Here is a 20,699-nt window from a genome sequence, read left to right as displayed (position 1 = left end):
CTCCAAAAAATCCGCTCTTCGGAACGATTTCACGCACATTCGTTGTCCTGATTCTCAGTAACCGGTTCCGAATCGAGTTCATACCTCGGCCCGAAGGGAAGACGGCTCATGCTCGGTCGCACCCAACGTCCAGGCCCGGTCTCGGAGGAACGCGCGGAGTTGCGGAGGCTGACCCAACGCCCCCAGCGGCATCGGCTTTTGCACGGCTATCCGCTCGCCGCGGCCATGCCGCGGGTCGAGACGGGGGATCGATCCACACCGGATCGCCTGCGTTTCCACCCCGAGCGAGGGCTGCTCGTGGGCGTGCTGCCGCACCCGTTCTGCAACCCGGCCGTCACGGGGTGCGGCTTCTGCACGTTTCCCCACGAGACGTTCAACCAGGGCAGGGCGGTCGTCGTGATGGACCACGTCGCAAGGGAGCTCGCGCAGAAGCTCGAGGACGATCCCGATCTGGCCGGTCGACCGGTCGCGGGCCTCTACTTCGGCGGAGGCACGGCGAACCTCAGCCCGGCAGACTCCTTTCGCACGCTCTGCCGCGCCCTGGCGAATGCCTTCGACCTCGCATCCGCCGAGGTGACGCTCGAAGGCGTGCCCGCGGCCTTCCTCAATCGTACCCCCTTGCTCGTGGACATCCTCCGTGAGGAACTCCCGGCCCGCCACTTCCGCCTGAGCATGGGCATCCAGACGTTCGACGTCGAGCGACTGCGACAAATGGGTCGGCTCGGCTTCGGCACCGCCAAGACGTTTCGCGACGTCGTTCGCCTCGGCCACGCGCGTGGCTTCACGGTCTCGGGAGACTTGCTCTTCAACCTCCCGGGGCAGCCCCTGACGGCGATGCGCGAGGACGTGGAGCGGGCGATCGAGATCGGGCTCGACCACCTCGGCCTATACCACCTCGTGATGTTCGCCGGTCTTGGTACGGAGTGGTCCCGCGACCCCGGCCTCGTGGCTTCACTACCGGCGAACCCCGTCGCCGCCCGGAACTGGCTGGAGCTTCGGTCGTTGTTGCTGCACGAGCAACGGTTTTACCAGACAACCTTGACCAACTTCGAGCGCCACGAATTCCTCGGCCACGAGCGGCGGTTCGTCTACGAGACGCTCAGCTTCCAGCCCGGCCGGTACGACATGATCGGCCTCGGCCCAACCGGCATCTCATTCGCGGGCTCGGGACAGACGGCCGTCAAAGTGATCAACCCGGACAGCGCCTCGGCATACATCGCGGCCGTCAGCCAAGGGGGAGCGACCTGGGACCGTGCCTTCGCGTACGCGCCTCGCGATCTCCGTATTCTCCACCTGACTCGCAGCCTTGCCGCCCTCCGGATCGATCGCCAACACTATCAAAGCGTCTTCGGCAGCGACCCGCTTCATGACTTCCCGCGCGAATTCGCAGCCCTCGAACAGGAGGGACTCGTCCTCCAGACCGATGCCGCGATCGAACCGACCGGCCTCGGCATGTTCTATGCCGATTCGATCGCCGGCCTCCTGGCCTGGAACCAAGTCCAGGGCCGCCGGAACCGGCAACGTCGGACGGAATCCTCCACGGCCAACGATGCCGATTCAAATGCTCGCGGCCACATGTAAAATCATCACGGTTTATCTATCAGCAACCACCTCGGGGCAAGCCAAGTCGGCAATAGGCCAAGGCCAGCGCGCATAGCTGTACGGTTTAGGCGGTCTAGCGCGAGAGGATTCAACTCGATATCCTGAGATACGGTTTTCGTGATCGCCTGCCTCGACACTTGGCGCGTGGAGGTTGGACACGGACCGAACTCAGGATCTCGTCTCATGGCCAAGTTTGTCGACGTGGCTTCGATCGGTTCCTACTTCGAATCGCTCTCCGATCCCCGTCATACACGCAATCGCAAGCACTTGCTGGTCGATATCGCCGTCATTGCGGTCTGCGCCGTCATCTGTGGCTGCGATGGACCCACCGCCATCCATCGATGGGCCAAGAACCGAGAATCCTGGCTGGCCCTGCATCTCACTCTGCCCAACGGCATCCCCTCCCGGGACTGCATCCGACGCTTGCTCATGACGCTCAAGCCCGAAGCGTTTCAACGCGTCTTTCAAGCCTGGATCTGTGAGGCGATTCCGGTCGACGTCAACAATCCCCACCGTCTCGTCGCCATCGACGGCAAGGCTTGTCGCGGGTCGCACGACAAGGCCAAAGGCCTCGGCAATCTCCACATTGTCAGCGCCTGGGCCAGCGAGGAGGGCATCGCACTGGGCCAGGTCGCCACCGACGCCAAGTCCAACGAGATCACGGCGATACCGCAACTCCTCAACCAGATCGACCTCGCCGGTACGCTCATTACGATCGACGCGATGGGCTGCCAGAAAGAGATCGTCAAGCAGATCGTCACTGGCAAGGGCGACTGCGTGATCGCCGTCAAAGACAACCAGCCGAAGCTTCCAGCAGCGATCCAGTCGTTCTTTTCCGACCACATGGAACGCGACCTGGAAGACCTCCGGTATCAATATCACGAGACCCGCGATGACGGGCACGGCCGCATCGACGAACGGGCCTATCTTCTGGCCAAGGTGCCCAGTGATTTCGCCCCGGGGAAAGAGTGGCCGTGGGTCAAAGCGATCGGCTATTCGGTGCGAGTCACGCGGCATGCCGACGGTACGGAGTCGGAGGAGATGCGTTACTATCTGAGCACTTGCGATTTCAGTGGCAAGCGGTTCGGCGAAGCGGTGCGCGGACACTGGGGCATCGAGTCGATGCATTGGGTCCTGGATGTCAACTTTCGCGAGGACGAGCACCGCACTCGCGAGCGAACTTTGGGGAACAATTTGAGCTGGCTTCGGCGGTTCGCCGTGACGCTCCTGAAGCGTCATCCCGACAAGGATAGTCTTCGCGGCAAGATGATGTCCTGTATGATCAATACGGACTATCTTACACAAGTTCTTTCATTGCAGCCACTTTGATATGCGCTGGCCTTGGGCAATAGGCAGCCCCATAGGGGGCGACCGTCAAAGCCAGGCCTCAGCAATTCACAACAAAATCGAGACTGTCGCAAGGAAACCGGGCCGTCTGTCTGCCTCGGAGGCCGAGATTCGCGGGAGAAACTCGTTCCCACGCTCTGCGTGGGAATGCCGTTTTGGCCGCTCTGCGGCCCCACTTGCCGGGGAAGACAAGACGACGCGGAGCGTCGCGGACGGCATTCCCACGCTCTGCGTGGGAACGAGATCCCGGTCTCCTTGCTACAATCTCATAAGATTTTCTTGAGCACCTGTCCCCCCACATCGGTCAGGCGGAAGCGACGGCCGTTGTAGTTGTAGGTCAACCGTTCGTGCTCGAGGCCGAGCAGGTGGAGGACGGTTGCGTGAATGTCATTGACGTGAACCTTGTCAACGGCGGCCGCATAGCCCACTTCATCCGACTCGCCGTAGCTGACGCCTCCCTTGATCCCGCCGCCGGCCATCCAGAGCGTGAAGCCGTGGGGATTGTGGTCGCGGCCCGGCTTCTGCCCGGTCTGGGCGATCGGCAGGCGGCCGAATTCTCCGCCCCAGATGACGAGCGTCTCGTCGAGCAGGCCCCGCTGCGCCAGGTCGGCCAGCAGGCCGGCGACCGGCTTGTCGGTCTCGCCCGCGAACTGCTCGTGGTTCCCCTTGATGTCGGCATGGCCGTCCCATGATCGTTGGTTTTCCATGCCGCCCGAGTAGATCTGGACGAACCGCACACCACGCTCGACCATGCGGCGGGCCGTCAGGCACTGGCGGGCGACATGCTCACAGCGCGGGTCGTCCAGGCCGTAGAGCCGTTGGATGTGCGCGGGCTCGGAGTCGATGGCGATCGCCTCGGGCGCGGCCGACTGCATACGATACGCGAGTTCGAAGCTCTCGATGCGGGCGGCCAGCTCCCTCTCGCCCTGGTTCTGATCCTGCTCCTGGTGGATCCGGTTGAACTGCTTGATGAGGTCGAGCTGCGCTCGCTGCTGGGCGTCGCTCATCCCGCCGGCTCGTTCCAGGTTGTCGATCGGCGACCCCTTGGGGCGGAGGTGCGTCCCCTGATAAACCCCGGGCAGGAACGCCGCGCCCCAGTTGGCCGCCTGCCCTTTGGGGAGTCCTCGCCCCCTCGGATCGCTCATCACGACGAACCCAGGGAGGCTCTGGTTCTCGCTCCCCAGGCCGTAGGTCACCCATGACCCGACGCAGGGGAACCCCATCCGGGGCAACCCTGTATTCATCATGAACAAGGCAGGTGAGTGATTGTTGGATTCGGTGTAGGCCGAATGGATGAACGCCATCTTGTCGACGTGCTGGCCGAGGTACGGGAACAACTCCGAGACCATCTTGCCGCACTCTCCGCGCGGGCGGAACCGAAACGGAGACTTCATCAAGCCGCCGACCTGATCCTTGAAGAACCCGGTCGTGTTCTTGAAGGTCGCGTCGAACTCGCGCATCGACTTGCCGTTCCACCTGGCGAGGGCCGGCTTGTAGTCCCAGGTGTCAACCTGGCTCGGGCCCCCGTTGATGAAGATCCAGATGACCCGCTTGGCACGACCCGGGAAGTGGGCAGGGCGGGGGGCCATCGGATTGAGCGCGAGGTTGCCAAGGCCACCCGCCGCGCAAGCCGGAGCTTCGAGCAGTCCTTCTTGGTGGAGTAAGCCGGCCAGGCCAATCAGGCCGAATCCGCCGCCGGCACGCTGGAGGAGTCGGCGCCGCGTGAGGATCGGCTCGGGAGAGGAGTCGGTCGACGCCCGAGCGCTCGGCGCACCTTGGTTCGAGGAATCCCGCTTCATGGTTGGCTCTACTCTGGGATTTCAAGGGCGGTAAATCAACTCGCTGGTCCCCAACAATGACTGGCAGAGGTCCGTGAGCGCAAGCTGCCCCGGGTTCGGCCGGCCAGCCTGCTGGTAGGCGTCGCTCTGGTGGTCGAGAAAGTCGGTGGCGAATCGCGTCTCGGCGGCAGTCGGTTCGCGGCCGAACGCCAACCGGTAGGCGTGCCGGACCACGTTGGCGTCCGGTTCGCCGGCCAGGCGAGCGGAGAAGTGTTCGGCCGCCCGCCGGCCCTCGAGGTTGTTCATGAACATCAAGGCTTGCGATGCGGTCGTCGTCGTACCGCGCTGGCCGATGCTCACGAGATGCTCGGGCCAGTCGAAGAGCATCATCGTCGGGATCAGCTCGCTCCGCTTGATAAAGAAGTAGACGCTCCGGCGCCCCATCGACGGGTCGAGCGAGCCGGGGCCGTGCATCCGCCGGTCGAGGAGTCCGGCAACTTGCAGCATGATGTCGCGAATCGGCTCGGCTTCGAGCCGCCGGGGAGCATGCCTCCAAAGCCACTGGTTCTCCCGGTCGATGACGGCGCGCGACTCGTCGAACGTCCCGCTCTGGCGATAGACCGCGCTGGTGACGATCAGGCGGTGCAGCGGTTTGAGCCGCCAGCCCTCGCGGATCAGCTCGGCCGCGAGCCAGTCGAGCAACTCGGGGTGAGTCGGCCGCTCGCCCTGGGCGCCGAAGTCGTTGGGGGTGGCGACGATGCCGCGGCCGAACCGGTAATGCCAGAGCCGGTTCACCGCCACGCGTGCGACCAACCGGCCGGCCCCTTGATCCGCATCGGTGAGCCAGTTCGCCAGCGCCGCGCGGCGAAAGCGGGTGCGGGTCCAGCCGGCGGGGGGCTCGACCCGCCAGGATGAGGCGTCGCGGCCGGCGGGCATCAACACGCGGAGGAAGCTCGGAACCGCCTCCCCCTTCTTCTGGTTGAGGTCGCCGCGGCTCAGAATATAGGTGGTCGGATAAAAGTGCGGAAAGCCACGCCCGTCCGCGTTGTGCTTGGTGTGTGGAAAACCCTCGCTGGTGACCTGCATCTTGACCGGTTTCTCGCCAGGCCGGGGGGAGATCTCGATCTCGCTGCGGATGGCGGTCGAGAAGGTCGCCGCCATCCGGTAGTAGTCCTCGGCCGGGATCGGATCAAACTTGTGGTCGTGGCAGCGGGCGCAGCCGACCGAGAGGCCGAGGAAGGCCGACCCGGTCGTCGCAGTCATGTCGCTCAGCTCCTCGTAGCGGGCCGACTCGAACTCGGCCTCGGTGAGCTGGGTCGGGAAGGCACTCGCGCCCAAGAACCCGGTGGCGGCCATGGCCGAGGGGTCGTCCGGCGCCAGTTCGTCGCCCGCGACCTGCCAGCGGACGAACTGGTCGTAGGGCAGATCCCGGTTCAGAGCATCAATCAAGAAGTCTCGATAGTGATAGGCATAAGGCCGATCGTAATCCTGTTCATAGCCGTGCGACTCGGCGAACCGGGCGACATCCATCCAGTGCCGGGCCCAACGCTCGCCGTAATGCGGCGAGGCGAGCAGTCGATCGACCAGCCGCTCGTAGGCGTCGGGCGCGGGATCGGCGACGAAGGCGTCGACCTCCTCGGGCGTCGGCAGCAGCCCGACCAGGTCGAGGGAGAGGCGGCGAATCAAGACAGGGCGGTCGGCCTGCGGATTCGGCGTCAGCTTCTGTTCTTCGAGCTTGCTGAGGATGAAGCGGTCGACCGGGGTGCGTGCCCAGGCCGAGTCCCGCACCGTCGGCGGGGCGCCGGTCAGGAGCGGGCGAAACGACCAGAACTGGCGGTCCTCTTCGGTGATCGCGGTGGCCCGGGGCGAGCCCGGGTTCGCATTCGCCCGCTCGATCAAAGGGCGGTCGTAAGGAGCGCCCAGGTCGATCCAGCGTGCGATCTGCTCGATCGTCTCGGCGGGCAGCTTCGCCCCTTTTTGAGGCATGTGCGGCTCTTCCGCATGCGTGATCAACGCATAGAGCAAACTCTCCCTGCCCCCGCCCTCGATCGCGCCACTGTTCATCAGCGGCCGGCGATCGGAGAGGTCGAAATCCCCTTTGATCGTCTTGCCGCCGTGGCAATTGAGGCAGTGCTGCGTCAGCGCCGGGCGAACGTGCTCTTTGAATAGCGCCAACCCTTCCTTCATTTGCCGGACGTGATCGGGCGGCACCTGAGCCCAAGACGCTCGCCCCGTGGCGAGCAGGAGGCCCAGCAGGATCGAAACGGCAAGACAGCGAGAAATTCTCATACGACTGTCCACGCTCCTGATTTCAACGGCGGCCGGAACCGTAAGAAGTCGAGGCTCGATCGTCACGGATCAACGAATCAACCAGGCGGACCTCCAGGGTGAATACCGGCCGGCCGGCCGAACTGGTAGAGAAACCCCCTCCAAGCGTGCCTTGAATGTATGATACGCTTGAAAAGCCCGCCGTCCCACTCATTTCCCGTGACCAGTCACGGTGCGAGAATTCTCGCTCGGGCTTAAGGAACCAATAGCACCTAAAGCCAGGCCTGCGCAATTAAACATGAACACATCACGCAATAGTCACAACTTAAAGGGTCACGAGCTTCAACTCGCCGAAGGCGTACGTTCAGCCTGCCTCCAGGCCGCCTTGGAAGCCTATGAGGACGGGGGGCTTCGAGGTCTCTGCGCCGAAGGCCGCTGGGAATACGCCCTGGAGGCAATTCGCTCGCTCGCCCTGGCATCGCTCCTCGGCCTGGATAAGCCAGAGGTGGGGCAGGGGGGTGAGCGGGGAGAGTGAGTTCAATGTCTTTAATAGCAACGACCCGATACCGGGCGAGGAAGCCGCTTGCAACTCGTTCCCACGGTCCCCCGTGGGAACGAGGGTGATTCCTCGCTCTCTGGCGGGTCGTTGTTTAATTGAGAGTCAGAAAAGCAATGCACGCGAAATCAAGTCTATCGCAAGGAAACCGGGCCGTCTGTCTGCTCCGGAGGCCGAAATTCGCGGGAGAAACTCGTTCCCACGCCGAGCGTGGGAACGAGATCCCGGTATCCTTGCGACAGTCTCGCGAATCCCTCCCGGTCGGTGGGTTTTGTGCAGCCCCGCAAGTTCATTCAGGGGACGGGGGGAGCAACCGGGAGAGCGAGGGGTTGCGGCTTGTCGGCGGGATCGACGGGGGCATCCCGCGGCGGCAACGCGAGTTTATCCGGGTCCGAATCGCTGGGCTGGTAGAGGGGCAGGTAGCGGTAATAGACTTCCAAGGTCAGGAGCGAGAGCGCGGTGAGGAAGTGACGGCCCGCGGCGCGGCCCCACTGATCCGGCTGGGGGGTGAACGGGTCCCAACTGCCTCGATCGCAGCCGGCGCCGCCCACCTGCATGGCGATCAGGCCGTCGCGCACCCGGCTATTCCAGCGCGGCCAGTCCTTGTTCTGCATGTTGTGGAGAAGCTGCGTCGCATAATACCAGTAATAGATATTACGTTCCGACGAGCGCTCGAGGTCGGCCGCGACATGCGCGACCCCTTTGACCAAGGGGGGAAACTCACGCGGCCAGCCGAGATATTGTCGGGTCAGAAGCGCCTCGGCGGTCATCACGGGGGAGGCGCCGCGGCCGGGGCGATAGGCATACATCGTCCTGGACTCGTCGACGGCCGCCAGATCGAGGTAGACCCGGCATCCCTTGGTGACGTTGCGGGGGACCGGGAGCCCGGCCAACCGGGCGCTCCGCAGGGCGAACATCTGCCAGCCGAAGACCGAAGTGTCGCCCGGTTGCTCGGGAAAATAGCGCCAGCCGCCGTCCTGCGAGTTCTGCGAGGCGACGATGAAGTCCAAGGCCCGCTGCGCCGGGCGGCGGAGCGTTGGCTCTCCGGAAATCCCGTACGCTTCGCAAAGGGCCATCGCGGCGATCGCATGACTGTACATACGAGCGGTGTCGCCACCGTTGATGTACAGCTCGCCGCTCGGTTGCTGGTGTTGGACCAACCACTCCAGTCCTTTGCGGACGTTCATCTGGTAGCGCGTCTTGACCGTGTGGATATGGCCGGCCCCGAGTAAGGGCAAGAGCGCCAGGCCGGTGGCGGCCGTTTCCGACTCGAGACAGACCTGCGCGGGGCAACCGGTGCCCTGACACTGCCCATGGAAGTTCAAGCTCCAGCCGCCGTCGAGCCGCTGGTGGCGGACCAGCCAGTCGAGGCCGTCCTCAACTGCCTTCTCCGACCGCACCGTCCCTCCCTCGCGGCGCACGAGCTGGGCCCGGCTCATTCCCTGCCGCCCCGAGAACGGCGCGGAGAGGCCTTCCACATGAAGGGCCATGGCCATCCCCTTGCCCTTGCCCGGCACGCGGGCCAGTTCGGTCGGGAGATCGGGGGCCATCAGTTCGGGGGTGAACTGAGTGAGGGCCGGCAGCGCCGGCTGGTTGACCGTTTTGACCTCGGGCGGGGCCGCATCGAGCGAAAGCGACGGCGGCTCGTCCGACTTCTGGGTGGTGAACGGGTCGCCCGCGTGGTCGGACGGGGTCAGTGAGAGCAGGTCGTCCGTGAGCTGGGACGGGATCGCCGCCCGAATCTCGAGCTCCTTCGGTCCGCCCGAATGGGCATAGAAGTAAAGCGCCAGGAGCAGCAAGGCCGCCGCGTGGAGCAAGATGCTGGTCCCCCAGGAAGGGACCCAGAGCATCAAGAACGGCGCCAGGCGATCGAGCCGGGCGTGGACGCGTCGAGACTTGATTCGGAGGACGCGGAGAAGACGAGGTCGCTGAGAATGCCGCATCGGAGGATCCGTCCGGATCGAGAGGCCGGTGTGCGCGATGGGTCTCCTAACAGTGTAGTCGCGTCGCCCGCCACAAAGCCAGAGGGGGCCCTCGAACAAGGAATCACTTGCTGACAGCGGTTTACCCTCGAATGACCCAGGTCGGGATGGCCGGGGTCCGTACTCGGCCCCCGGTACGCGCGCCCAAAGACCGGGGGCCGAGCCCAACTTCCTGCTTCAACGGCGTCAGAGCGAGGGCCGAGCCCAACTTCCTGCTTCAACGGCGTCAGAGCGACTTACAAGTAGGCAACCAAGTCGCCCACCTCCCGGTCGGTCAACGCCAGCACAAAGTGCCGGTCGTAATGGAGGACCACCTCTTCCAAGGTCTTGAATCGGCCATCGTGAAGGTTCCGTCGACCTCACGCTGAAGATCGGCGGGAAGTGGCCAAAGGAGCGGCGGGACGTTTCCCAGGTTCGGTTCGCGTGCGGGCCAGGGTTTGGCCCCCAATCGATCAGCTCATCGCCATTCCACTCAAATTCCAATAATTCCAATTTTGATCATTTCAAGGCAGATCGTTGAAGTCCGCCTCTGACGTCTCGTCGGCCAGCGTCGATCCATCGCCGATCGAGCCGGAGCGGTAGTAGCGAAACCGGAGGGACATTTCGACTTGCCCGCCCAGGACGGGCGTGGTCCCAAAGTTGAGGAGCCGCAGGTGGCGCGGGGCGAGCCCGAGAAAATTCGTCGCGTTGTATTTGAGTTCCATCCCCGCCGCGCGAAGGGCGGCCTCGTCATCAAGCGGGTCGACGACCCCCGTGACCTCGATCGGCGGCCCGGACGAGGCCAACGGGTCGGCCTCCAACTTCTTCCGCAGACACTCGCGCCAATCGTTCAACATCTCTCAAAACTCCTCGTAGTGATCCGCGATCTTTACAAAGGGGGATCGGGCGGGCTTGGCTCGTTCACAAGTACTTCCGGGCATAGCCCGGAAAGCGTCCGGCCAAGAGCAGCACGACAGCGCCGACGATCGCGAGAATCCAGCCCGCTCCCGGGCGCGGTGGCACGCCAAAGTCCAAGACGTAGGCCAAGACCCCACCGAGTAGGGAACCTGTAACCCCGAGCAGAAGCGAGCGGATCCACCCCATCGAGTCGGGTACGGAGCGTGCCCAACGTGCGACGCCCCCGGTCAGGAGCCCCAATCCGGCCAAACTCACCAAGCAAATCAACATGCAAAAGAAACTCCAAAGCGATGAACTCGCGGGCGAGCATTGCGTCTGACCGTCGGCGGCATCATCATCGCTTCGGAGGCCCCCGGAAGCCCCGGTCCTTGGCGTAGCAGAGCAAGGATTGCTCAATCGTATCGGCCAGCCCGAGACGGCAGTGGTCGGCAAACCCGTCGAGCCACAACTTCCACTCCGGCGAGCCCCGTAACGCCACCACCGTCTGACGCGCCGGCCCGGTTCGCTTGGGACGGCCCGGTTTCCTCGAATTCGACTCTACCATCGGTTCCACCACCCAATCCGAGCCATCGATCGGTCGGGCCCTTGTCCTCCATTACTCATCATAACAATGTTGAAATCAAGACAAGCGGAAAATTAACAGACAACTGAATTAATTATTAAATTTTTTCGTTGCTTTTGGCATAGTTTTTGACTACACTACAATCGATCCAAAATAACGCTCCCGAAAATGCCCTTCAGCTTCATGCCCTCATCCATGGGCGATCTCATTTCGGACCCGCTCCTCGCGAAGCCCCAAGGACCGTTGCCCGATTTCAGGGAGCTTGAAGGCAATTGTCTGGAACATCGTCCTGCGGATCGCGTCTTTGTTTTTTTGCAGTCCAGCCCTCGAAGGGGCTGCAAGAAAACTTCATTGGGGCACTGGCGATTCTCGAGGGCTCACGTCCCCTGGCCAGATCCCGACGCCCATTTCAAGCCTGCAACCGGAACAGCTGAGGGTTTGTTTTCCTGAGGAAATGTCCCAATCTTCGGCTCTCGGCGACGAATTGACGTTCGAAGCGACGTGGAAGACCATTGTAGGGACGCATAGAATCCCAACGGCACCGAACCCATTCTCAAACATAACGTACTGGCCGGACGGCGACCCGGATCGGGCACTGCGAGCGACCAGATGGAAGGCGACCCGGCATGGATGTGATTGAAAGTTTGCAAGGGTTCGTGGGCGAAAACCTGTCCCTGCTCGCCTCGGTGGACCAGGCTTGGCAGCCGACCGACTTCCTCCCGAACCTGCGCGCGAAGGATTGGGCCGAGCAACTCGCCGCGTTCCGCAAGTCGGCCGAGCAGCTCTCCGACGAGTTGCTGGTCGTTCTAGTCGGGAACATGGTCACCGAAGAGGCGTTGCCGAACTACACCCTGCCGCTCTCGCGCATCGCCCGGGACGACACCGGGACCGCCGACGAGCCCTGGGCCCAGTGGCTCCGCGGGTGGACGGCCGAGGAAAACCGCCACGGCGACCTGCTCAACGCCTACCTGCGGCTCACCGGCAGAGTGAACATGCGCGCGGTTGAAGTCACCATCCACCACTTGCTCAAGAACGGTTTCAACCCCCGGAGCAACGACGACGGTTATTCCGGCCTGATCTACGCCGCGTTCCAGGAACGAGCGACCCGAATCACCCACATGAACGTCGGCAAGCTCGCGGCCGCGCAAGGGGACGAGAAGCTCTCGAAGATCTGCCGGCGGATCGCCGGGGACGAAGCCCGCCACGAGACGTTTTATACGCGCGTGGTCGGCGAGATCATGGAACGCGACCCCGAGGGGGGGACGCTCGCCTACCGATCGGTCCTCAAGGGACTGATCGCCATGCCCGGACGCCTGATGCACGACGGCCAGGATCCCCACCTCTACGACCACTTCGCCACGGTCACCCAGCGCGTGGGCGCCTACACGGTCCGCGACTACGCCCAAATCATCGAGCACCTGAATCAGAGCTGGGGGATTCCCGATCGCTCGCTCACCGGGCAGGCAGCCCGAGCCCAGGACTATCTCTGCCGCCAGCCGGAACGCTACGAACACGCGGCCGACGGAATCGCCGAGCGAATCAGCCAGGCGCCACCGACGCCCTACTCCTGGATTGAAGGCCGGACAACCTGACCGGAATGGAACCGGAAGCGTCGGCCTGAGCGGTTTTCGTTTGCATCGCACCCCAGCGTTGAGGCAAAAAGGAAAAAGAGGGAACGGGCTCCCGGGCCGATTGGCCACGACAAACCAATCGACCGCGGGGGAGCCACCGGTTTCCCGGGCCGCTCAACGGAACGACCTGTCACCAACCCGAGAAAAAAGGCAGGATCGATGGGCGACAATCTGATTGGCTTGGGGGTGATCGGCTGCGGCGGGTTCGGCCTGTTTGCACTCCAACAGTTCGCGCAGGTACCGGGAGTCAAGTTCGTGGCGATGGCCGGCACCCACCGGCCGGCGGCCCTGGCCGCGGCGGCGCGGTTCGGGGTTGAGAATGATGACAACCTGGAAACGCTGTTCCAGCGCGACGACGTCGACCTGATCTACATCGCGACCCCGCCGTTCCTCCACCACGCCCAGGCGATGGCCGCCTTGGAGGCGGGCAAGCATGTGATCGTCGAAAAACCGCTGGCCATGACCGTCGCCCAGGCCGACGAACTGGTCGCCAAGGCCCGGCAGCGCGACCGGCTCCTGGTCGCCAACCTGATGCAGCGGTATAACCCGCTGTTCGATAAAGTGTCCCGGCTGATCGAAGGGCGAATGCTCGGCGAGGTGTTGCACGGGACCTTCGAAAACTATGCCTCGGATGAGAACTTGCCGGCCAGTCACTGGTTCTGGGACCCGAGCAAGAGCGGCGGAATCTTCATCGAGCATGGGGTCCACTTCTTCGACATGTTCGCCGGCTGGCTCGGGTCCGGGCGCGTCGAGTCTGCGCAGGTGGGGACTCGGCCGGGGACGACCATTGAGGAGCATGTCCAGAGCACGGTCCGCTACGGCGCGGTCCCCTGGGTCAACTTCTACCACGGCTTTCACCAGACCGGGCGAATGGACCGCCAGGAGCTCCGGCTCGTATTCGAACGGGGAGATATCACGCTTCACGACTGGGTACCGACTCGGCTCCAGATTCGCGCGGTGGTGGACGAGCGGCAGTCGCGCGAGTTGAGCGACTTGCTCCCGGGGGCGCGGCTCGACGTGGTCGAGCCCTACGGCGGTAAGGACCGGAGTTGTCGAGGCCGCGGCCACGAGTACGACGTCTACCAGAAAATCGACCTCGCGTTCGGGGACGGCCAGGCCAAGTCACCGCTCTACAGCAAGCTGCTCCGGGCCATGATGGCCGATCAGGTCGCCTGGATCCGGGATCGCAACCACCGGCGGGTCGTGACCGAGGCCAACGGCCGGGATTCGCTCGTGACGGCCTGCGCGGCCGATGCCTTGGCTCATCCCCAACGCGATCGTTTGGCGGAGACCGGCCGATGACCGTGCCGCGGCTGATGACCCGGCTCCTGCTCCGGCCCGAGGACATGCCCTCGTCCCGCCCTGACTTCGAGGTCGTCGGCGCCTTCAACCCCGGGGCCGTCCAGACCGAAGACGAGGTCGTCCTCCTGGTCCGGGTGGCCGAGCGCCCTCGCGAGCGACGCCCGGGGTTCACCGGCCTGCCCAGGTGGGACTCAACCGGTGAATTAACGGTCGACTGGGTGCCCGACGACGACTTGATCCCGATCGATCCCCGAGTCGTCAAGCACAAGGCGGACGGCCTGGTCCGGCTCACGTTCAGCTCGCACCTCCGAGTCGTCCGCTGCGGGGACGGGCGCGCGGTCCGCGAAATCAGCGACGTCACGTTCCGCCCGCAAACCGAGCTCGAGGAGTTCGGCGTCGAAGACCCGCGGATCACCCCGCTGGACGGCCGTTTCTATTTCACTTATGTCTCGGTGTCGCGCCACGGCCCCGCGACGGCGCTGGCGTCCACGGTCGACTTCCGTTCGTTCGAGCGCCACGGGATCATCTTCTGCCCCGAGAACAAGGACGTGGTCCTCTTCCCGGAGAAGATCGGGGGGAGCTTCGCCGCGCTGCACCGACCGGTCTGTGGAACACCGTTCACCCGACCCGAGATGTGGGCCGCGCGCTCGCCCGACCTGATCCACTGGGGAGCGCACGCCCCCCTCGCCGTCACGGCCTCGGCCACCGGCGGCGGCGGTACGTGGCAAGCCGGCCGGGTGGGCGCCGGAGCCCCGCCGATCCGGGTCCAGGACGGCTGGCTCGAGATCTATCACGGAAACCGGCAACCGACCCAGCCTGGCGAGGTTGGCGCCTATTTCGGCGGAGCGATCCTCCTCGATCCGGACGATCCGGCCCAGGTTCAGCGCCGGGCCTCCGCGCCCTTCTTCGTCCCCGAGGCCGATTTCGAAGTCACCGGGTTCGTGCCCAACGTCGTCTTCCCGACCGGCCTGGTACGGAATCAGGCCCAGGGAACGATCCTGGTGTACTACGGCGCCGCGGATGCGTTCACGGCGGTGGCCGAGTTCGCGGAGCGTGACTTACTCAACGCGATGCCTCGGTGACGAGGCGTCCAAAGTCGTTTCGTCTCAGGATTGCCGATCGCTTTGGCCTGCCGACGGCCCCAGGCCGGACCGCTCCGCGTGCGCATGTCCACCGCCCCCTGGAACCGGCTTGCTTGCTTCGTCGTCGGCAACGGGCCGCATCCTCTCCAGACCGGGGAATGGATCGGACAGCCTCGACTCAACAATCCCGCCCGTTCGACTTCTAAGCCCCAGATCAAGTCCTCGTAGCGTTCGCGTGCTCCCAACAGTTGAGCAACCGCGTTGCGCTGTTGTTTTTCAAATCGCGTCATGGGAGTGTGCCTGCAATGAACCGACAGTCCTTCGGAATCACCCCATCGTCTGTTTCAACCCGATTATAGCGAAGCGCATCAGCCACCGCATAGACTTTGATGCCTAGAAAGCCAGCGCATCTTGATCGAGCAATTTCCAGAGAAACCGACATGCGATGATGGTTCGCCACGCATGCGACAGCGTGTGTTCGTATGCATTGCTTCCCAAGCGAGGGAATCGAGGACCGGCACGGGTTCCATCCCGATCTGACGTTCCATGCCAGATCGGGACAGCACCCAGCCTCTTGTTTTCAGCCCCAACTCAGCGGCCCATGTGGCAACGTTGGGGGACTTGACCACAAAGGTCTCAAACCCTGATGAGGTCGGCTTCTACTGATTCCAATCAAGCAAGATACCGAGGTATTTCGTACCGCCTAGGAATTCCTCCGTGTGTTTCTTTCCTCAATTTGCAAGGACACGCGCAGCGAAGTACGGTTCCGCGACGTGTTTTTTTTGGCCAGCGACATGATTTCGCGTCGATTCCCGGCGTCTGGACAGGCACGGGGCCCTCGCTCCTGTTCATGACAGTACCGGGATCACTCCTCACGAAAATCGTCGGAAAATCGCACTCGAGTTTCTGACACAAATTTTCTGTAAGAGTTTACCAAATAGCATCTTGCTGCAAAGACACCCAGTCAGCATCTCTAAATTACCGTCTTGCCTTCTGTCAGAAAAACAGATACATTTTTCTGATCGGAGCCGAACTATGGACACAAGTATTCAGGGCAGAATCGTTGATCGCCTACGTCGCCAGGGGCGGAGTAAGGTGTTCACGCCAAAGGACTTCCTGGACATAGGGAGCCGCGAGTCGGTCGATCAGGCTTTGTCGCGGCTTGCCAAGACAGAGACGTTACAGCGGCTGGGCCGCGGTCTGTACTACTACCCGCGGATCAATAAGCGGCTGGGAATCGTCGTTCCGCCGGATGTCGATGAGATTGCTGGCGCACTTGCACGCCAAACGGGGAGCCGGATCGCTCCCTCGGGGGCAACGGCTGCAAACCGCCTCGGGCTTTCAACGCAGGTGCCCGCCAAAGCGGTGTATCTCACCGACGGACGAAGCCGCCAAGTACGAGTCGGCAACTTGGTCATCGTGGTAAAGCATGTGGCCCCCAAGGAACTGCCGATCGGCAACCGAACCAGCGCAACGGTGTTACAGGCGATGAGGTATCTCGGCAAGGACGCGGTCGATTCCACCGTAATCAGCCGAATCCGCAAGACGTTGTCTCCCAGGAATCAGTCTCAGTTACTGCAGGACGCCCGTTACACAACCGACTGGATCGCGGATGCGGTGCGGCAGATCGCCGGGCATCCTCAAGCGGAGGTAGCGAGCCATGGATGACGTTGCCCGACTGCCAACCGGCGACCGAGCCGACCTGTTCGCGGCGACGGCTCGTCAGCGCAGGCTGACCAGCGAGATCATCGAGAAGGACTTCTGGGTCTGCTGGACGCTCAAGCGGCTGTTCACCCTGCCCGACCCACCCGCGGGACTGCTCTTCAAGGGTGGTACTTCGCTATCCAAAGTGTTCGGAGTGATCGATCGGTTTTCAGAAGATGTAGACCTGTCATTCGACCGGGCTGGACTGGGTTTCAGCGGGGAAAGCGATCCGCTCAACTCTCCTACGGGAAAGCAGCGAAAGCACGGCCTTGAAGCACTGGCCAAAACGTGCCAGCGGATCATCCGCGAACGGCTTCTGCCGCAACTCGTGGCCGCATTTAGTGATGCGTTGGGTGAACCGCACTCAACAACATGGACGATGGAACTCGCCGAGGATGACCCAGACGGGCAGACTCTGTTGTTTCGTTACCCGACCGGCAATTGGTCCCGCCCCGCCGACGAACTGGCCTATATCCGGCCGGTCGTGCGACTGGAAATCGGGGCACGGTCGGATCACTGGCCGGCAATCGAGGCAACGGTCATCTCCTACGCGGCGGCGGACTTTCCCAATGTATTCAGGCGACCGGTATCTGGAAATCTACCCGTGTTCGGAGTTATGCTTGCAAAAGCACGGTAGGGGAACACATCCAGGACTGTCAACTCTCCAGCACGGAGGTTCTTCAACATGGAAGGCTCCGCCGACCACATTGATGCACTGCTTCGCTCGGGGGCCCGACGACTCACCGGACATCAGCGCCGGCTCTTCCAGGCCGAGGTGACTACCAAACTTTGCCATGGCAGTGCCCGACTGGCCGAACGACGTTTCGGCTGGGGACGCGATACGATCGAGAAGGGACTGCACGAGTCCCAGCAGGGCGTTCGCTGCCTGGAGAACTTCGCCGCACGCGGTCGAAGGCGAAGCGAGGAGAAGGATCCGCGCCTGGCGGCCCTGATCCGCGCCGTCGTGGAACCCCACACCTACGCCGACCCAGGACTCCAGTCGTCACGTCGGTACACGAATTTGTCGGCCGCCGAGGTGCGCCAGGCTTTGATCGATCAGGGTTACCCCAAGGCGGAGTTGCCCAGCGAGCGCACGATGCGTGACATCCTCAATCGCATGAACTACCGCCTCAAGCGGATCCAGAAGGGCAAGCCACTAAAGAAGACCGAGGAGACCGACGCGATCTTCGCCCACGTGCAGGAGGTGCATGACGAGGTCCGTGGCGATCCCGAAGTGCTGGAGATCTCCATGGATACCAAAGCGAAGGTGAGCCTGGGCGATTACGTCCGTGGGGGGAAAAACCCGGACCGACGCGCAGGGCGTGGTGGCCAAGGGCTGGGATCATGACCCCCCGGCGAAGGAGAAATTGGTCCCCGTCGGCATCCTGAGCGTTGCGACCGGAGCATTGATGCTCATCTTCGGATGGCACGAGACCAGCGATGCCTGGGTGGATGCCTTGCAGATGTGGTGGCGTCAGGTCAAGCGGGCCCACCGATCGATCAAACGCCTGGTGATCTACCTGGACAACGGGCCGAAGAACTCCGGGCGGCGGACCCAATTCTTGAAACGGATGGTGCAGTTCGCCGACTGGTCAGGGTTGGAGGTGCGTTTGGTGTACTATCCTCCCTACCACAGCAAATACAATCCGATCGAACGTTGTTGGTCGGCGCTGGAGAAGAAGTGGAACGGAGTCTTGCTGAACAGCTTGGAGGTCGTTCTCCAATGCGCCAGGCGGATGACCTGGAGAGGGCGGCACCCGACAGTGAAATGCCTTGATGGCCATTATCCAAACGGTATTCGAGTTCCCGCCAAACAAATGAAAGCGTACGAGGCTCGCCTGCAACGCTCAACGGCACTGCCCAAGTACGACATTATCATCAAGCCAAAAACAGCAGATATACAGGTAAAGTAATTCCTGCCGGATGCCTCAAAGAGTCGGGATGCAAAGTCCTCGCCCTGGCCGCCGAGCGGACGTTTTGGGAGAAAGCAACGGTGTTGCACATGTGGCACCACGCCCCAGCGGAAAAGAAGTTCCGCGATCGGCAGTCGCGGCACTACTATGACGTGGTGCGGCTGTACGAGCACGCGTTGGGAAAGGCTGCTGTCAAAGACACCGACCTGTTGCTGAAGGTCGCCCGGCACAAGGAAGTGTTTTTCCCGGCGGCATGGGCGCGGTACGGGGACGCAAAGCCGGGCACACTCCGAATCGTGCCGCGGGACGCCCGTCTGACGGAGTTGGAGCAGGACTACCGAAAGATGCAAGAAATGATCTTCGGCGAGCCACCGGCGTTCGAGCTCCTGCTCGAAATCCTGCGGAAAATCGAGCGCGCAATCAACGGCGTTATCAGTGGGTGAATCACCGACTTCCGGCGGTCGGATCGACTTCGTGAGTTTACGTCACCAGATCACCATGAGTCGGCCTGTTGGGGCTGAAACCGGCGGCCACTTGCGCGACCCGCCGGTAAACCGCGGTCGCCAGCCCCTTGGCTCAGGGGCGGGTCATGGCGTTGAGCACGTCGTCGATCGCCACGGTGGCGAAGGTGCTGGCGTAGTCGGACATGGCGTAGGGGATGATCAGTTCACGGCCATGCGGTAGCGCACCGCAACTGTAGACGACGTTCGGGACGTAGCCTTCGCGTTCGTTGGCGTTCGGTTCCAGGAGGGGGGTCGCCAGTCGCCCGATCACGCGGGTCGGGTTATTGAGATCGAGCAGCATGGCCCCCATGGCGTACTTGCGCATCGGCCCGACGCCGTGGGTCAGGACCAGCCAACCGGCCTCGGTCTCGATCGGCGAGCCGCAGTTGCCGAGCTGGACGAACTCCCAGGGATAGGTCGGCCTGGCGACAAGCTCCTTGGTGTACCAGAAGTGGAGCATGTCGGAATACATCAAATAGATGTTCTCGTTGTCCTGACGGGAGAGCATCACGTAGAGACCGTTGATCATCCGGGGGAACAGGGCAAACCCCTTGTTCCGGATCTCCGTCCCGTTCAGGGTGCCCACCCTGAAGTGGAGGAAGTCTTCGGTCTCGAGCATCTGCGGCAGGGTCACTCGACCGTCGTACGCGGTGTACGTCGCGTAGTAGCAGACTCGGCCGTCATCGTGGGTGAATTTGACGAACCGGGCGTCCTCGATCCCATTGGTCTCGGTGGGGGACGAGGGGAAGATGATCCGTTCCGAGACGTCGAGCTCGGGGCTGAACCGGATCTCGTAGTTGGACTTGGCCAGCATGACCATGGTGTGGGCGATCGGCTCGAACTCGCGCTGGCGTGCCCGGTTGTGATGCTTCACGTTCTGGATCGTGTGTTCCAGTTCGCTGAGCGTGAAATGGTCGCCCAAGGCGGCCATCACCTGGTCGGTCAGGGGGCCGTTGGTCCCCAGCTCGATGAGCTTGCGGTAGAAGAGGGGCTTCTGGTAAAGGGCGTTGGGCACCATCTCCGGGGCCTCGACGAACCGGGTCGGCTCGTCCATCCGGATCCGGTTCTCGGCGTCGAGCACGCCGGAGCGGAACGTGATCGACGAGATATGGCCCTCGCCGGTGGCCCTCAGGCTGAGGATGAATCGGCACCACCCCTCGGGCAAGCCCGACTGATCAGGGTGCAAGACCATCGACGGATTGAACAGAGCGGCCGACTCGAGGGCGTATTCCTGGGTGAAGTAGGCCCCGATCAACAGGCGGCGGCTCTCGCTGAGCGCTTCGTCGGTCAGCGCATAGCGCTGGACCTGATCGAACCGGTGGAGCAAGAATTCCCGGGTGCGCTGATGGCGCTCGTGGAACTCCTGCCTCACGTTCATCAGGACGGCCTCGACCTCCTCCTCGGAGAGGGACGAGACGCGGGCGATGATCTTCTCGATCCGGTTTTCGTTGGCCACCTCAAACGGTCGGATGACAACGCGTGAGTTGGACGGCTTGAGGATAATCCCGGTGCGTTTAACGTCCATGTCGGTGGATTTGAAACCTTAATTTCGAGGAGTGTCGGCCCTTCTCG

18 protein-coding genes are annotated in these 20,699 nt (G+C 63.0%); 11 read left to right on the top strand and 7 right to left on the bottom strand.

Annotated features, from left to right (window positions below):
• Positions 1–108 precede the first annotated feature (108 nt).
• Positions 109–1,581: a radical SAM protein gene (locus BUS42_RS26315; RefSeq protein WP_074312005.1), complete on the top strand. Its 1,473-nt coding sequence runs from the start codon at positions 109–111 to the stop codon at positions 1,579–1,581.
• A gap of 204 nt (positions 1,582–1,785) precedes the next feature.
• Positions 1,786–2,931, top strand: coding sequence for an ISAs1 family transposase (locus BUS42_RS26310; protein WP_074312003.1), 1,146 nt, complete (start codon positions 1,786–1,788; stop codon positions 2,929–2,931).
• Positions 2,932–3,215: 284 nt separating this feature from the next.
• On the opposite strand, the gene BUS42_RS26305 is transcribed toward BUS42_RS26310, so the two are convergent.
• Together BUS42_RS26305 and BUS42_RS26300 are read right to left on the bottom strand one after the other, a co-directional pair.
• Entirely contained in the window at positions 3,216–4,748 is a 1,533-nt protein-coding gene (locus tag BUS42_RS26305; protein ID WP_074312002.1) for a DUF1501 domain-containing protein, read from the bottom strand.
• A 21-nt stretch (positions 4,749–4,769) separates the two neighbouring features.
• Complete coding sequence (locus BUS42_RS26300) at positions 4,770–7,016, bottom strand: DUF1549 and DUF1553 domain-containing protein (protein WP_074312000.1); 2,247 nt, start codon at positions 7,014–7,016, stop codon at positions 4,770–4,772.
• Positions 7,017–7,293: 277 nt separating this feature from the next.
• Between BUS42_RS26300 and BUS42_RS26295 the strand changes: the two genes are divergently transcribed.
• Positions 7,294–7,530, top strand: a complete 237-nt coding sequence (locus BUS42_RS26295) for a hypothetical protein (RefSeq protein WP_074311998.1) — start codon at positions 7,294–7,296, stop codon at positions 7,528–7,530.
• A gap of 314 nt (positions 7,531–7,844) precedes the next feature.
• On the opposite strand, the gene BUS42_RS26290 is transcribed toward BUS42_RS26295, so the two are convergent.
• The 4 genes from BUS42_RS26290 to BUS42_RS26275 all read right to left on the bottom strand — a co-directional run bounded on the left by BUS42_RS26290 (position 7,845) and on the right by BUS42_RS26275 (position 10,974).
• Positions 7,845–9,494 (bottom strand): prenyltransferase/squalene oxidase repeat-containing protein, encoded by a 1,650-nt coding sequence (locus BUS42_RS26290; RefSeq protein WP_074311996.1) that lies wholly within the window; start codon positions 9,492–9,494, stop codon positions 7,845–7,847.
• A 542-nt stretch (positions 9,495–10,036) separates the two neighbouring features.
• Positions 10,037–10,369, bottom strand: a complete 333-nt coding sequence (locus tag BUS42_RS26285; RefSeq protein WP_074311994.1) for a hypothetical protein — start codon at positions 10,367–10,369, stop codon at positions 10,037–10,039.
• Between the two features lie 64 nt (positions 10,370–10,433).
• Positions 10,434–10,700, bottom strand: coding sequence for a GlsB/YeaQ/YmgE family stress response membrane protein (locus BUS42_RS26280; RefSeq protein ID WP_074311992.1), 267 nt, complete (start codon positions 10,698–10,700; stop codon positions 10,434–10,436).
• A 64-nt stretch (positions 10,701–10,764) separates the two neighbouring features.
• Positions 10,765–10,974, bottom strand: coding sequence for a hypothetical protein (locus tag BUS42_RS26275; RefSeq protein WP_074311990.1), 210 nt, complete (start codon positions 10,972–10,974; stop codon positions 10,765–10,767).
• Positions 10,975–11,618: 644 nt separating this feature from the next.
• On the opposite strand from BUS42_RS26275, the gene BUS42_RS26270 reads away from it, so the two are divergent.
• The 8 genes from BUS42_RS26270 (at position 11,619) to BUS42_RS26230 (ending at position 19,067) form a co-directional block, all read left to right on the top strand.
• Positions 11,619–12,584 (top strand): acyl-ACP desaturase, encoded by a 966-nt coding sequence (locus tag BUS42_RS26270; RefSeq protein WP_074311988.1) that lies wholly within the window; start codon positions 11,619–11,621, stop codon positions 12,582–12,584.
• A 198-nt stretch (positions 12,585–12,782) separates the two neighbouring features.
• Complete coding sequence (locus BUS42_RS26265; RefSeq protein ID WP_074311986.1) at positions 12,783–13,925, top strand: Gfo/Idh/MocA family protein; 1,143 nt, start codon at positions 12,783–12,785, stop codon at positions 13,923–13,925.
• Entirely contained in the window at positions 13,922–15,007 is a 1,086-nt protein-coding gene (locus BUS42_RS26260; protein WP_074311984.1) for a glycoside hydrolase family 130 protein, read from the top strand. Before BUS42_RS26265 ends, BUS42_RS26260 begins: the two co-directional genes overlap by 4 nt.
• A gap of 1,035 nt (positions 15,008–16,042) precedes the next feature.
• Positions 16,043–16,675: a DUF6088 family protein gene (locus BUS42_RS26250; protein ID WP_074311980.1), complete on the top strand. Its 633-nt coding sequence runs from the start codon at positions 16,043–16,045 to the stop codon at positions 16,673–16,675.
• Positions 16,668–17,348 (top strand): nucleotidyl transferase AbiEii/AbiGii toxin family protein, encoded by a 681-nt coding sequence (locus tag BUS42_RS26245; protein ID WP_074311978.1) that lies wholly within the window; start codon positions 16,668–16,670, stop codon positions 17,346–17,348. Before BUS42_RS26250 ends, BUS42_RS26245 begins: the two co-directional genes overlap by 8 nt.
• Before the next feature lie 48 nt (positions 17,349–17,396).
• Positions 17,397–18,059, top strand: coding sequence for an ISAzo13-like element transposase-related protein (locus tag BUS42_RS42115; RefSeq protein ID WP_074305553.1), 663 nt, complete (start codon positions 17,397–17,399; stop codon positions 18,057–18,059).
• Positions 18,001–18,624: an ISAzo13-like element transposase-related protein gene (locus BUS42_RS26235; RefSeq protein WP_159452217.1), complete on the top strand. Its 624-nt coding sequence runs from the start codon at positions 18,001–18,003 to the stop codon at positions 18,622–18,624. The genes BUS42_RS42115 and BUS42_RS26235 overlap by 59 nt, the downstream gene beginning before the upstream one ends.
• Positions 18,624–19,067, top strand: coding sequence for a nucleotidyl transferase AbiEii/AbiGii toxin family protein (locus BUS42_RS26230; protein ID WP_083670646.1), 444 nt, complete (start codon positions 18,624–18,626; stop codon positions 19,065–19,067). The genes BUS42_RS26235 and BUS42_RS26230 overlap by 1 nt, the downstream gene beginning before the upstream one ends.
• 133 nt (positions 19,068–19,200) lie before the next feature.
• On the opposite strand, the gene BUS42_RS26225 is transcribed toward BUS42_RS26230, so the two are convergent.
• Positions 19,201–20,652 carry a glycoside hydrolase family 130 protein gene (locus tag BUS42_RS26225; RefSeq protein ID WP_074311974.1) on the bottom strand — a complete coding sequence of 484 codons (1,452 nt, stop codon included), beginning with the start codon at positions 20,650–20,652 and terminating at the stop codon, positions 19,201–19,203.
• Positions 20,653–20,699: the final 47 nt, after the last annotated feature.

It is taken from the genome of Singulisphaera sp. GP187 (genome assembly GCF_900129635.1).
Taxonomy (GTDB): Bacteria; Planctomycetota; Planctomycetia; order Isosphaerales; family Isosphaeraceae; genus Singulisphaera.
This window is presented reverse-complemented; position numbering and strand designations above follow the sequence as displayed.